Source organism: Streptomyces sp. NPDC050439 (assembly GCF_040655335.1).
Taxonomy (GTDB): Bacteria; Actinomycetota; Actinomycetes; order Streptomycetales; family Streptomycetaceae; genus Streptomyces.
Genome location: NZ_JBFAJT010000007.1, coordinates 219,141 through 231,886 on the forward strand (window position 1 = coordinate 219,141; position 12,746 = coordinate 231,886).

Genomic DNA, 12,746 nt, shown 5'->3' on the forward strand with positions numbered 1-12,746 from the left:
CCTTCTCAGAGGTGTTCGGGGATACGGGCGGTGATGCGGAGGTGGGAGAGGACCCAGGCGTTGAAGGCCTCGGGCTGCTCCTGGTTGGCCAGGTGACCGGCGTCCTTGACGATCACGTAGGCGGTCTTGTGCAGGGCTCCGGCGATGGCCTGGGAGGCCTCGACGCCGGTGACCCGGTCCTGGTCGCCGCAGAGGACGAGGGCGGGGGCCGCGATGCCGGGGATCTCGGGGCGCAGATCGGCGGACGCCATGGACTCGGCGGCGTACGCGTATCCGGGCAGGCGCACGGAGGCGGCCATGGTGTCGACGACCCGCCGGACGAGCCGAGGGGGCGCGTCCGGCGAGACGAGCCGGGGGCCACGCCGCTCGGCGAACTCCCGCGGCCCGAGTTCCGCGAGCTCGGCGGCCCGCTGCCGCATGGCATCGGCCTTCGCGGGGTCGGTGCCGGAACCGGCGCTGGAGTCCGCCACGATCAGCGAGTCGACCAGTTCGGGGTGGCGGGCCGCGAGCCGCAGCGCGATCACCCCGCCCCACGAGACGCCCAGGACATGGGCGCTCGCGCCGCGTTCCCGGATGAGGGCGGCTGCCGCGTCCGCATAGCCGTCCAGGTCCAACGACCCTCTCGGGTCAGCGGACTTGGCGTATCCGGGAGCGTCCCAGGCCACCACCCGCACATACGCGGACAGCTCGGCGAGCTGCGGGGCGAAGGCGGCCGACGAGGAGCCGATGCCGTGCAGGCAGAGCAGCAGCGGCCCGGTGGACCCTGCTTCCTCCACGTGGATCGCGGCGGCGGTCACAGGATCTGCCCCGTCCGGCCCGCGAGCGCCGCGAGGCTGCGCAGGACCGCGTACGGCACGACCTGGCTGGTCGCCGGGTTGCCCGGGTCCGGCAGATGTGCGACTTCGAAGCGGTACGAGCCGTGCGCGCCGGACGCCTCGACGACATGCCGCGTGTGGTGGGCGCCGGGGTCGGCGACGACCTGGACCCGCACAGCGTCCAGGTCGCCGACGGCGAGGGCGACCGATGCCGCGACGTTCGTCGACTTGGGGAACTTCACGGGGACATCGCGCGCGGTCCCGGACATGACCTCGACCGGACCGGTGGCCGCCCGCATCCGGGACAGCAACTCGGCGTCCATCCACGGCTGTTCGAGGGTGGCGGGCAGTTTCGTCGTGGTGAGCCGCACCTCGTCGAGCGGCCCGAGGGAACGCACCGCCTGGAGCAGGTCGAGCCCGCCGACCGCGCCCCCGGTGAAGTACACCCGGCCGGGACCGGCGGCCAGGAGCCGTTTGGAGAGCTCCTCGTCGGTGAGCGCGCCCGTCGAGGCGATCAGCAGATCGGTCCCGGAGGTGAGGACACGCTCGCCCCACTCCCGTACGAATCCCTGGCCCGCCGCCTCGACGATGAGATCGCAGCGCTCCATGGCCTCGTCGAAGGAGACCTGCGGGGCGGGGGCGCTCTCGCCGAGCGGACGGTTGTCGACGAGGCACGTCAACTCGGCCCCGGTGACCCGGTGTTCGGCCAGTGCGGTGCCGACGACGCGCCCGATGGCGCCCCAGCCGACGATGCCGACCTTGCGTACGGCGCTCATGCGTGAACCTCCGGTTCGTTACGGGCGGCCAAGGGGCCGGGGTCGGGTGCGCCCGCCATGTGGCAGCGGATCTCCTTCGAGGGCGGCCCGGCCGTCCCCCAGAGGTCGGAGAGCTCGGGCACCCGCCGCCAGACCTTGGCGATCCACGCGTCCTCGACGATCTGCGCGACCTCGGAGGTGTACTCGCAGACCAGCCCGGAAGGATCGGTGAAGTAGGAGAACGTGTTGTTGCCGGGGCCGTGCCGTCCGGGACCCCACTGCGGGTCGATCCCGTGGTGCCGCAGCCGGCCCAGGCCCCGCATGAAGTGGTCGACCGAACTCATCTCGTACGCCACGTGGTTGAGCGAGGCCCACTCGGCCTGGTTGAAGGCGATGCAGTGGTGGTCGGCGTTGCAGCGCAGGAACGCCATCTGGTGCTCGGACCAGTCGGAGACGCGCAGGCCGAGGACGTCGCGGTAGAAGGCGACGGAGGCGTCGATGTCCGCCGTGTTGAGCACGGCGTGCGTGACGCCCACCGGCACGGCACCGTCCCGGCCGCGCGGCGGCACCGCGTGGACCTCCGCGCTGATCTCGATCAGGCGGTGCTCGGGGTCGGTGAAACGCAGGCCGTAGCCGCCGCCGACCTGGTCGAGCGGGCCGGGCCCTGCGACGGGCGTGATGCCGCGGGCGAGGAGCCTGTGGGCGGCCTCGTCGACCTCGGCGGGCGTGCCCACGGCGAAGGAGATCTTGCCGAGGCCGACGCGGTCGGCGCGGGTGAGCTGGAGGGCGTGGTGCTCGGCGCCGGTCCCGCGCAGCCAGGCGGCCGTGCCGCGCTCGGACTCCACGGTCTCCAGGCCCCAGACCTCCTGGTAGAAGTCGGCGGCCTCGGTGAAGGAAGGCGTGAGCAGTTCGACGGAGCGCAGGGCGCGCAGCCGTGCGACGGGGGGTTGAGGCATGACCTTCTCCAGAGATACGGGGGTTCAGTTGGCCCAGGGGAGAGGCGCGTCGGACAGGCCCCAGTACAGGGACTTCTGGCGCTGGTGGGCGCGGATGCCGTCGCGGCCCTTCTCGCGGCCGAGGCCGCTCTCCTTCGTGCCGCCGAAGGGCGTGGCGATGCTGAACTGCTTGTACGTGTTGATCCAGACCGTGCCCGCCTCCACGCGGCGCGCGATCCGCCAGGCGGCCCGGTGGTCGCGGGTCCAGATGCCGCAGGCGAGGCCGTAGACACTGTCGTTGGCCTGCCGCACGAGGTCGTCCTCGTCGTCGAAGGGCAGCGCGACCAGGACGGGCCCGAAGATCTCCTCCTGGCAGGTGCGCGAGGTATTGGGGAGGCCGTCCAGGACGGTGGGCAGGTAGTACGCCCCGTCCTGGTACTCCGCACCCTCGGGCACGCCCCCGCCGCACAGCACCCGCGCGCCTTCCTCGCGGGCGAGATCGACGTACGCGGCGACGGAGTCCCGGTGCTTGTGGTGCACGAGGGGTGCGACCTGGGTGTCGGGGGAGGAGCCGGGCCCGACGCGCAACTTCCCCACCCGCGCGACCAGTTCGCCGACGAACTCCTCGTACAGCTCACGCGCGACGAAGAGCCGCGACCCCGCGATGCAGGACTGTCCGCTGGAGGAGAAGACCCCGAACATCACGCCGGCCAGTGCCTGCTCGATGTCGGCGTCGGCGAGTACGACCGTGGGCGACTTGCCGCCCAGTTCGAGCGAGACCGGCATCAGCTTCTCGGCCGCCGCGTGGGCGAGCGTACGGCCCGTGCCCGTGCCGCCGGTGAAGGTGACCTTGCCGACGCGCGGATCGCGGACGATCGCGTCCCCGACGACGCTGCCGCGCCCGGTGAGGACGGAGAGCAGGCCGGCCGGGAGCCCGAATTCCGCCAGGGCGCCGCTGATGAGACGGCCCAGGGCCAGCGAGACCAGCGGGGTCCACTCGGCGGGCTTGAGCAGGACCGCGTTGCCGCCCGCCAGCGCCGGGGCGAGCTTCTGGGCGTCGCTGGCGACCGGGGAGTTCCAGGGGTTGATCGCGCCGACGACACCGATCGGCTCGTACACGCTCATCGTCACGTAGTCGCCGCGCGAGGGAGTGAGGGCCTCCTCGGCGGTCTCCAGGGCGGCGGCCGTGTAGCGGAAGGTGGCCGCCGCGCTCGCCACCAGGGCGCGCGTCTCGGTGAGCGCCTTGCCGGTGTCGGCGGTCTGCAGGGCCGCGAGGTCCTCCGCGGACGCCTCGATCAGCTCGGCGACGCGGTGCAGGAGCAGGGCGCGACGGTGGGGCAGCAGGTCACGCCAGCGCGGGTCGGCGGCGGCCTCGGCCGCCGCCCGGGCCGCTTCGGCGACCTCGCCGAGGGAGACGGCGTGGACGGTGGCGAGCACGCGGCCCGTCGCGGGGTCGACGGTGTCGGCCGGGGCGCCCGCGCCGCGTCGCCACTCGCCCGCGATGAGGGCCTCGTCGGCTGGGATGCGGGGCATGGGGCCTCCTTGCGTGCGGTGTCCGGGGTGAACCGCCGCTTGCTTCGGGCGAGTTCCGGATGGTCTTCGGTAAGCGCTAGAAATCTAAGGGCTTAAATATCTGGAGCGCAAGACCTGCCCGTCGACGGACTTCGTGGATTTCCCCTGCGGAGACTCTTGACGCGCTCCGGTGCCGGGACGGTACAACTTAAGCGCTTAGAAACTTTGCGCTTACTCGCTTCTTGGCTTGAGTTTCCCCAGACTCCGTGGCCGTCGCGTTCCTCCCCTCGTCCCCGCCCCCTCAGCAGCGGAGTGCCCGCATGACGATCGACGCCTCCCCGGACCCATCGGTCCGGGCCGCCATAGCCGCCCGCTTCGAACGGCTACCCCTGTGCCGCTGGCACGTCACCGTCCGGCTCATCGTGGGCGCGGTCACCTTCTTCGAGGCCTTCGACCAGCTCCTGATCGCCTACGCCCTGCCGGAACTGCGCCACGAGTGGGACCTCAGCACGTCCGCCGCGACGCTGCTGCTCACCGTCGGCTCGATCGGCATGCTGATCGGCGCGCTGCTCTCCGGGCGCCTCGCGGACCGCATCGGCCGCGTGAAGGTCATCGCGCTGTGCATCGCGCTGTCCAGCGTCGCCAACCTGGCCCTGTCCGTGTCCACGTCGCCCGACGCCTTCATGGCCCTGCGGTTCGTCCAGGGCCTGGCGATCGGGGGTGAGGTGCCGGTGGCGGCGACCTTCATCGCCGAGATCACCCGAAGCCACCAGCGCGGCCGCTTCGTCCTCCTCTACGAGCTGGTGTTCCCGGCGGGCCTGACCGTGGGCGCGCTTGTCGCGGCCTGGGTGGTGCCGATGCTCGGCTGGCGCTGGATGTACGCCATCGCCGCGCTGCCCGGCCTGCTCTGCATCCTCGTCCAGCGCAAGGTCCCCGAGTCGCCGCGGTGGCTCGCCGACCACGGAAGGCTGGAGGAGGCGGACGCGGTGATGTCCGGCATCGAGGCGGACGTCGAGCGGATCACGAAGAAACCCCTGCCGCCCGTGCCCGAGGCGCTTCCCGTCGCCGCCCCCGGCGAGGCCGCCTCCGGCCTTCGAGGCCTGTTCACCGGCCGCTACCGCCGCCGGACCTTGATCATCGGCGTGCTCTGGTTCACCGGCTACTTCGTCAACTACGGCATCACGTCCTGGCTCCCGACGATCTACCAGAACCGCTACGACCTGACCCTCTCCGACGCGCTCCTCTACTCGACGGTCACGTCCTGCGCGGGCCTGCTCGGCTGCCTCGTGGCCGCGCTCACCGTCGACCGCCTTGGCCGCCGGAAGGTCATCACCGGCTGTCTGGGCGGGGCGGCGGTGATGCTGGTGACGCTCGCGGCGGTCGGCGCGGACACGCCGGTCCAGGTCCTGGTGTGGACCTCGCTCGCCGCGGTCTTCTTCTTCGGCTCCAACATCTGCCTGTACCTCTACACGCCGGAGCTCTTCCCGACGCGGATGCGGGCGCTCGGCAGCAGTGTCGGCGGGGCGATGAACCGCCTCGGCGTGATCCTCGGCCCGATCGTGGTGGGTGTGGTGTACGCGGGCGGCAATGTGTCCACGGTGTTCGTGATGCTGGGGGCCGTGGCGCTGGTGGGTTCTGTGGTGGCGGCGGTGGGGGCCGAGGAGACGGCGGGGCGGAGGCTGGAGGAGGTCTCGCCGTAGCCGCGTTCATACTCAAACGCCGGCCGGGCTGAAAGATTCAGCCCGGCCGGCGATGCTGGGGAGAGCCCCGCAGAGACCGCCTGAACCCCTACCCGAACCGCTCGATCCGGATGCGATCAACCGGCTGGCCCCCGGCCACCAGCAGGCGCGACGCATGCTCGGCGAAGCCATTGGACCCGCAGACGTACGCCTCCCAACCCCCCTCGGGCTGGCCGGGGCCGAGGAACGGCGCGAGGTGCTCGGCACGAAGCCGCCCCTCCACCCGCGTCAACACCACCGTGGTCTCATCGCCGTACTCATCCGCGTAGATCAAATCCTCGCGCGTCCGCGCGGAGACCAGAAGCCGCAACGGCACCGGCCGCCCCGCCCCCCGCCAGTGCCGCAGCATCGACATCAGCGGGACCACACCGGAGCCCGCCCCGAGCAGCAGCGCGGGGCGGTCCCCGGGCCAGGCGAAGAAACCGGACAGCGGCCCCCGCACCTCCACCACGTCACCGACGTGGGCGACCGTGTGCAGATGGCCCGACACCTCGCCGCCCGGCACATGGTCCAGGGTCAGCTCGATCTCGCCGCCCTCCTCGGGAGGGGAGGCGATGGAGTAGTGGCGCTGGGCCACGTACCCGTCCGGGGCGGTCAGCCGCAGCATCAGATGCTGGCCCGGCAGATGCCCCTGCCAGTCGGGCACCTTCAGACGGAAGGTCGAGACCGTTCCGGCGGCGTTGTCCCGGCGGACCTCCACCACGGTCGCCCGCTGCCAGACGGAGCCCGCGCGTCCGCTCACCTCGATCCGCCCCGGCACGGCGAACCGCGTAGGCGGCACGAAAGGGTCGGTCACAGACTCAGTCACCTGCGTAACGCTCCTCGCGCCAGGGATTTCCCCGGTGGTGGTAGCCGTTCTGTTCCCAGAAACCGGGCTCGTCGTGGTCCAGGAGCCGCAGCCCCGCGACCCACTTGACGCTCTTCCAGAAGTACAGGTGGGGGACGATCAGCCGCGCCGGGCCGCCGTGCTCGGGAGGCAGCGGGCCGTCCCCGTACTCCCAGACGATCCATGCCTTGCCGCCCGTCACGTCGGACAGGGGGAGGTTCGTCGTGTACCCCGTGTGTGAGTACGCCACCACGTGCGTGGCCTCCGGGCGCGGCCCGGCAGCGGCCAGGATCGCGTCCAGGCTCACCCCGCCGAAGCGCACCCCGAACTTGGACCAGCTGGTCACGCAGTGGATGTCGCCGCGGTACTCGGACGCGGGCAGCTCGTGCGCCTCGTCCCACGTCCAGGTGCGCGGGGTGGTGACGAGGCCGTCCACGCGGAACGTCCAGTCCGCGGGCGTGAGCTCGGGCGTCACCTCGGCGGACAGGACGGGCCAGCCGTCCGCCGCGTCGTACTGTCCGGGGGGCAGCCGCGGATCGCGGTCGGCGGCGCGGGCGCGGCCGGTGAAGCCGCGGGTGGGTTCGATGCTCATACCGTGCTCGATGCTCATACGGTGCTTGCCACTTCGGAGGTGCCTGTCGTGCTCGCGGGGACGGGCGCAGCAGAAGCAGAGGCCGCCGCGTCCCGCAGGGCTCGCAGCGCTCGCCGCTCGTCCACTGTCACCAGCGTACGGTCCCGCATCAGCACCCGGCCGTCGACCACCGTGTCCCGCACATCACTGGACGCGGCGGCGTACGCCAGCATCGACCACGGGTCGTGCCGCGGCGTGAGGTGCGGCCGGGAGAGGTCGAGGACGATCAGGTCGGCGCGCTTGCCCGCCTCCAGGGAGCCCAGCTGGTCGCCGAGGCCCAGCGCCCGCGCCGATTCGACGGTCGCCATCCGCACGGCTTGCTCGGCGCCGACCGCCGTTGGGTCGCTGCCCGCCTTGTGCACGAGGGCGGCCATTTTCACCGCGCCGAGGAGATCCAGCGTGTTGGAACTCACCGCGCCGTCCGTGCCGAGACCCACCGTGACACCCGCGTCGAGCAGGTCGGGGACGCGCGCGATGCCGCAGCCCAGCTTCAGGTTCGACACCGGGCAGTGCGCGACGGCCGTGCCCGTGCGGGCGAGCGTCGCGATCTCCGCGTCCGTGAGGTCGACGGCGTGCGCGAGCAGCGTGTCCGGGCCGAGCAGGCCCAGCGAGTCGAGCAGCTCCACGGGACGCATGCCGTGCCGCTCGGCGACCATCTCCACCTCGCCCGCGTTCTCGGCGGCGTGGAGGTGCAGCAGCGCGCCGTGCTCACGGGCGAGCGCACCGATCACCGTCAGCTGCTCGGGCACCAGGGTGTACGCGGAGTGCGCGAAGACCACCGGCCGGGTGCCCGGCGCCGGGGTGCGCGCGGCCAGGTCGGCCGCCGCCCAGCCGAGCCGGTCGGCGTAGGGGCGGCCGTCCGGCGGGCCCGGTACGTCCATGAAGGTGGGGCCGGTCAGCAGCCGCCACCCCGCCTCGCGGGCCACGGCCTCGGCCGCCTCGTGGAACCAGTACATGTCGAGCGCGGCGGTGACCCCGCCCCGTACGGATTCCGCGATCGCGCCCCGGATGCCCGCCGTCACCGTCTCCGGCGAGAGCCGCTCCGCCTCGGCCGGGATGACCCGGGCCAGGAAGCCCTGCAGGGTGACGTCGTCGGCGATGCCCCGGAACAGGGTCATCGCGAGGTGGGTGTGCGTGTTGATCAGACCCGGCATGACGAGACAGCCGCGGGCGTCCAGCTCTTCGGCGGCCTCGTAGGCGGCGCGCAGCCGCTCGGCCGGGCCGACCTCGATGATGCGGCCGTCGCGCACGGCGACGGCGCCGTCCCGCACGACGGTGCCGGCCGCGTCGACCGTCAGGACGTCGCCGCCGTGGACCAGAAGATCTATGGCGCCGCCCCGGTCCTGGGCCGGCAGGTCAGTGAGGTGCATCGGTTCCGTTCTCCACGCCGTCGTTCAGGTGTCTGCTCAGTGCTCCGTGGCGGCAAGGAGACGAAGCGCGTCCAAGGCTATCCGCGCGCCCCGGTCGACTCCCTCGGCCACCACGTTCCGGTGCGGGTCGTAGCCACCGGTCGAGAAAGGTGTGTCCGCGTCGACGAGTTCGTCCGCGTTGGCGCCGTCGATCACCAGCGCGCCGCCCGCGATCAGGCCGTGCGTGGACGCGAAGACCAGCAGCGCCGAGAGCTCCATCTCGATGGCCGCGATCCCGGCGGCCGCGTAGGCCTCACCGGGCAGCGGCAGGAAGCCCGGCTGGAACGCGGCCCGCGTCCACACCACGCCACGGTGGTACGGGGCTTCGGCCGCGCGAGCCGCCCGCTGCAGCGCGATGACCGCCTCCGGGGCCGCGAACGCCGGGTACTCGGCGGGGATCAGCTGCTGGGTCACGCCGTCGTCGCGTACCGCCGCGTCCGCGATGACCAGGTCGCCGTCGCGGATGCCGGGGCGGATCGCGCCGGCCGTGCCGAGCCGCAGGATCGTGGTGACGCCCGCGTCCGCGAGCTCCTGGAAGAGGAGCATCGCGCCCGGGGCGCCGACGCCGTGCGAGGCGACGACGACCGGGGTGCCCTGCCAACTGCCGGTGAAGGTGCGGTACTCGCGGTGGTACGACACCTCCTTCGCGTCGTGCAGGAGGTCCGCGACGGCGGTGGCGCGCGCCGGGTCGCCGACCACGACCGCACGGGTGGGCAGGCCGGTGCGGGGGACGCGGGTGATGGGCAGCGCGTCGGTGAACGTACGGGCGTCGGTCGTCATGCGGGTCTTCGCTCCTAGGGGGCTGCTCGCGGCGGCGCCTGCCGTGGCGTGCCGAGCCCCGGAGACGGTAGCCCACGCCGAAGGGCGGCTCCCCGAGGGGAACCGCCCTTCAGTAAGTACTGACCAGACGTGTCTACTTGTTGTCGAGCACGTCCTGGACCTTGGCGCGCACGTCGTCCGTGGCGAGGCCGCGGATCGTCAGCGTCGTACGGCGGCGCAGGACGTCGTCCGCCGTCTCGGCCCACTCGTGGTCGCGGGCGTAGACGACCTGGGCCCAGATCTCCGGGGCGTCCGGCGAGACGCGCTCGGCGAGCTCCGGGTTCTCGTTCGCCAGGCGGGCGATGTCGAAGGAGAGCGAGCCGTAGTGCGTCGCCAGGTGCTTGGCGGTGTCGGCCGACATGCGGGGGCCGGGCGCCGGGCCGTCGACCAGGAGACGGTGCGCGACCGCGCGCGGGTTGGCGATGCCGGGCAGCGGGAGGCGCTTCTGCAGCTGCGAGATCGGCTCGTAGTCGTCGCCGAGCGGGTGGCCGGGCAGCGACTCCAGCTTCTTCATGACCGTACGGCCGATGTGGCGGAAGGTCGTCCACTTGCCGCCCGCGACGGAGAGCATGCCGCGCGCGCCCTCGGTGACGACGGTCTCGCGCTTGGCCTTCGACGTGTCGCCGGGACCGCCGGGCAGCACGCGCAGACCCGCGAAGGAGTACGTGATCAGGTCGCGGGACAGCTGCTGGTCGCGGATGGAGAACGCGGCCTCGTCCAGGATCTGCGCGGTGTCGGCCTCGGTGACGCTCACGTCGGCCGGGTCGCCCTCGAACTCCTCGTCGGTGGTGCCGAGGAGCAGCATGTCCTCCCACGGCAGGGCGAACGTGATGCGGTACTTGTCGATCGGCGTGGCAAGCGCGGCCTTCCAGGGGGCGGTGCGCTTGAGGACCAGATGCGCGCCCTTGGAGAGGCGGATGGAGGGGGCCGCGTCGGGGTTCTCCATCTTGCGCAGGTGGTCGACCCACGGGCCGGTCGCGTTGAGCACGAGGCGGGCGTTGACGCCGAACTCGGTGCCGTCCATGCGGTCCTTGAGCTCCGCGCCCGTGACCCGGCCGCCGGTGAAGCGAAGACCGGTGACCTCGGCGTGGTTGAGGACGGCGGCGCCGGCCTCGACGGCCGCGCGGACCGTCATCAGGGCCATCCGCGAGTCGTTCATCTGGTCGTCGCCGTAGACCGCGACGGCCTTCAGGTTGTCCGTGCGCAGCTCCGGCACGTCCTGCGCGGCCTTCGAGGGCGAGAGCAGGTGGCCGACGCCGTCGCCGAACGCGGACAGCGCGCTGTACGCGAAGACGCCCGCGCCCAGCTTGGCGGCGCCGTGCGGGCCGCCCTTGTAGACGGGCAGGTAGAAGGTGAGCGGGTTCGCCAGGTGGGGGGCCACCTGGCGGGACACCGCGCGACGCTCGAAGTGGTTCTCCGCGACCAGCTTCACCGCGCCGGTCTGCAGGTAGCGCAGACCGCCGTGGAGGAGCTTGGAGGAGGCGGAGGAGGTGGCGCCGGCGAAGTCACCGGCGTCCACCAGGGCCACCCGCAGTCCCGACTGCGCGGCATGCCAGGCGGTGGAGATGCCCAGGATTCCGCCGCCGATCACCAGGAGGTCGTACGTCGCCTTGGAAAGCTGCTCCCGGGTCTCGGCGCGGCTCGGGTGGGAACCGGCAGCCGGATGCGTCCCGAGGGCAGGGACGCTCTGCAGGGTGGTCATGTTGTTTACTCCTCGCCACTTTCGTCGAGCCAGCCCATGGAACGCTCCACGGCCTTGAGCCAGCTCTTGTACTCACGGGCGCGGGTGTCCGCGTCCATGCGGGGGGTCCATTCCGCCGCCCGGCGCCAGTTGGCGCGCAGCTCGTCGGTGCCGGACCAGAAGCCGACGGCGAGACCGGCGGCGTAGGCGGCGCCGAGGCAGGTCGTCTCGGCCACCATCGGGCGCACCACGGGTGCGTCGAGGAAGTTCGAGAGCGTCTGCATCAGCAGGTTGTTGGAGGTCATGCCGCCGTCGACCTTGAGGGCCGTGAGCTCGACGCCGGAGTCCTTCGTCATGGCGTCGGTGATCTCACGGGTCTGCCAGGCCGTGGCCTCCAGGACGGCGCGCGCGATGTGCGCCTTGGTGACGTACCGGGTGAGACCGGCGATCACACCGCGGGCGTCGGAACGCCAGTACGGGGCGAAGAGGCCGGAGAAGGCCGGTACGAAGTAGGCGCCGCCGTTGTCCTCGACCGAGGACGCGAGCGTCTCGATCTCGGCGGCGGAGTTGATCAGGCCCATCTGGTCGCGCATCCACTGCACGAGCGAACCGGTGACGGCGATGGAACCCTCGAGGGCGTAGACCGGCTTCTGGTCGCCGATCTGATAGCCGACGGTGGTCAGCAGCCCCGAGTAGGAGTTGATGGCCGACTCACCGGTGTTCATCAGCATGAAGGTGCCGGTGCCGTACGTGGACTTGGCCTCGCCCTTGGCGAAACAGGTCTGCCCGAAGAGGGCCGCCTGCTGGTCGCCGAGCGCGGAGGCGACGGGGATGCCGGGGAGGACGTCGCCGAGCTTGCCGCCGGTGACCTCGCCGTAGACCTCGGCGGAGGAGCGGATCTCGGGGAGCATCGCCATCGGGACACCGATGGACTCGGCGATCTTCTCGTCCCACTTCATGGTGTGCAGGTTCATCAGCATGGTGCGCGACGCGTTGGTGACGTCGGTGACGTGCTTGCCGCCGTTGACACCACCCGTCAGGTTCCAGATGACCCAGGAGTCCATGGTGCCGAAGAGGATGTCGCCGGCCTCGGCACGCGCCCGCAGGCCCTCGACGTTGTCGAGCAGCCAGCGGGCCTTCGGCCCGGCGAAGTAGCTGGCGAGGGGCAGGCCCGTCTCGCGGCGGAAGCGGTCCTGGCCGACGTTGCGGCCGAGCTCCTTGCACAGGGCGTCGGTGCGGGTGTCCTGCCAGACGATGGCGTTGTGCACCGGCTCGCCGGTGTTCTTGTCCCAGAGCAGCGTGGTCTCACGCTGGTTGGTGATGCCGATCGCCTTGATGTCCTCGTGGGTGATGCCCGCCTTGGAGATGGCGCTCGCGACGACTTCCTGGACGTTGGTCCAGATCTCGGTCGCGTCGTGCTCGACCCAGCCCGGCTTCGGGAAGATCTGCTCGTGCTCCTTCTGGTCGACCGAGACGATCCGGCCGTCCTTGTCGAAGACGATGCAGCGGCTGGAGGTGGTGCCCTGGTCGATGGCGGCGATGAAGGGGCCGGCGGTGTGTGCGTCGGTGGTCACGGTTCGCTCCTGAATTCTTGCTCGGCGGTCTGTCTCAGGCGGTCATCGGC

11 protein-coding genes are annotated in these 12,746 nt (G+C 71.8%); 1 reads left to right on the plus strand and 10 read right to left on the minus strand.

The annotated features are described in order from the left end of the window. Positions 1-5 precede the first annotated feature (5 nt). From AB0I66_RS28800 to AB0I66_RS28815, 4 genes are read right to left on the minus strand one after another with little or no spacing between them, the layout of a single operon-like run. A complete protein-coding gene (locus tag AB0I66_RS28800) occupies positions 6-797 on the minus strand; it encodes an alpha/beta fold hydrolase (protein ID WP_363210862.1) in 792 nt (263 codons plus the stop codon). Next, positions 794-1,591 (minus strand): aspartate dehydrogenase domain-containing protein, encoded by a 798-nt coding sequence (locus AB0I66_RS28805; protein WP_363210863.1) that lies wholly within the window; start codon positions 1,589-1,591, stop codon positions 794-796. Before AB0I66_RS28805 ends, AB0I66_RS28800 begins: the two co-directional genes overlap by 4 nt. Continuing rightward, positions 1,588-2,526, minus strand: a complete 939-nt coding sequence (locus AB0I66_RS28810) for a VOC family protein (protein WP_363210864.1) — start codon at positions 2,524-2,526, stop codon at positions 1,588-1,590. Before AB0I66_RS28810 ends, AB0I66_RS28805 begins: the two co-directional genes overlap by 4 nt. A gap of 24 nt (positions 2,527-2,550) precedes the next feature. Then, the gene (locus AB0I66_RS28815) at positions 2,551-4,038 is read right to left on the minus strand and encodes an aldehyde dehydrogenase family protein (protein ID WP_363210865.1); all 1,488 of its coding nucleotides are present in this window, start codon (positions 4,036-4,038) and stop codon (positions 2,551-2,553) included. A 299-nt stretch (positions 4,039-4,337) separates the two neighbouring features. On the opposite strand from AB0I66_RS28815, the gene AB0I66_RS28820 reads away from it, so the two are divergent. After that, positions 4,338-5,717 (plus strand): MFS transporter, encoded by a 1,380-nt coding sequence (locus AB0I66_RS28820; protein WP_363210866.1) that lies wholly within the window; start codon positions 4,338-4,340, stop codon positions 5,715-5,717. Between the two features lie 88 nt (positions 5,718-5,805). On the opposite strand, the gene AB0I66_RS28825 is transcribed toward AB0I66_RS28820, so the two are convergent. From AB0I66_RS28825 to glpK, 6 genes are all read right to left on the minus strand, one after another. Then, a complete protein-coding gene (locus AB0I66_RS28825) occupies positions 5,806-6,552 on the minus strand; it encodes a ferredoxin reductase (RefSeq protein WP_363211142.1) in 747 nt (248 codons plus the stop codon). A 4-nt stretch (positions 6,553-6,556) separates the two neighbouring features. Then, positions 6,557-7,168 carry a sulfite oxidase-like oxidoreductase gene (locus AB0I66_RS28830; protein ID WP_363211143.1) on the minus strand — a complete coding sequence of 204 codons (612 nt, stop codon included), beginning with the start codon at positions 7,166-7,168 and terminating at the stop codon, positions 6,557-6,559. A 20-nt stretch (positions 7,169-7,188) separates the two neighbouring features. Next, positions 7,189-8,583: an amidohydrolase gene (locus AB0I66_RS28835; protein ID WP_363210867.1), complete on the minus strand. Its 1,395-nt coding sequence runs from the start codon at positions 8,581-8,583 to the stop codon at positions 7,189-7,191. A 36-nt stretch (positions 8,584-8,619) separates the two neighbouring features. Then, positions 8,620-9,402 (minus strand): purine-nucleoside phosphorylase, encoded by a 783-nt coding sequence (locus tag AB0I66_RS28840; protein WP_363210868.1) that lies wholly within the window; start codon positions 9,400-9,402, stop codon positions 8,620-8,622. Between the two features lie 133 nt (positions 9,403-9,535). Beyond that, positions 9,536-11,143 (minus strand): glycerol-3-phosphate dehydrogenase/oxidase, encoded by a 1,608-nt coding sequence (locus AB0I66_RS28845; RefSeq protein ID WP_363210869.1) that lies wholly within the window; start codon positions 11,141-11,143, stop codon positions 9,536-9,538. A gap of 5 nt (positions 11,144-11,148) precedes the next feature. Continuing rightward, positions 11,149-12,696, minus strand: coding sequence for a glycerol kinase GlpK (gene glpK / locus AB0I66_RS28850; RefSeq protein WP_363210870.1), 1,548 nt, complete (start codon positions 12,694-12,696; stop codon positions 11,149-11,151). Positions 12,697-12,746: the final 50 nt, after the last annotated feature.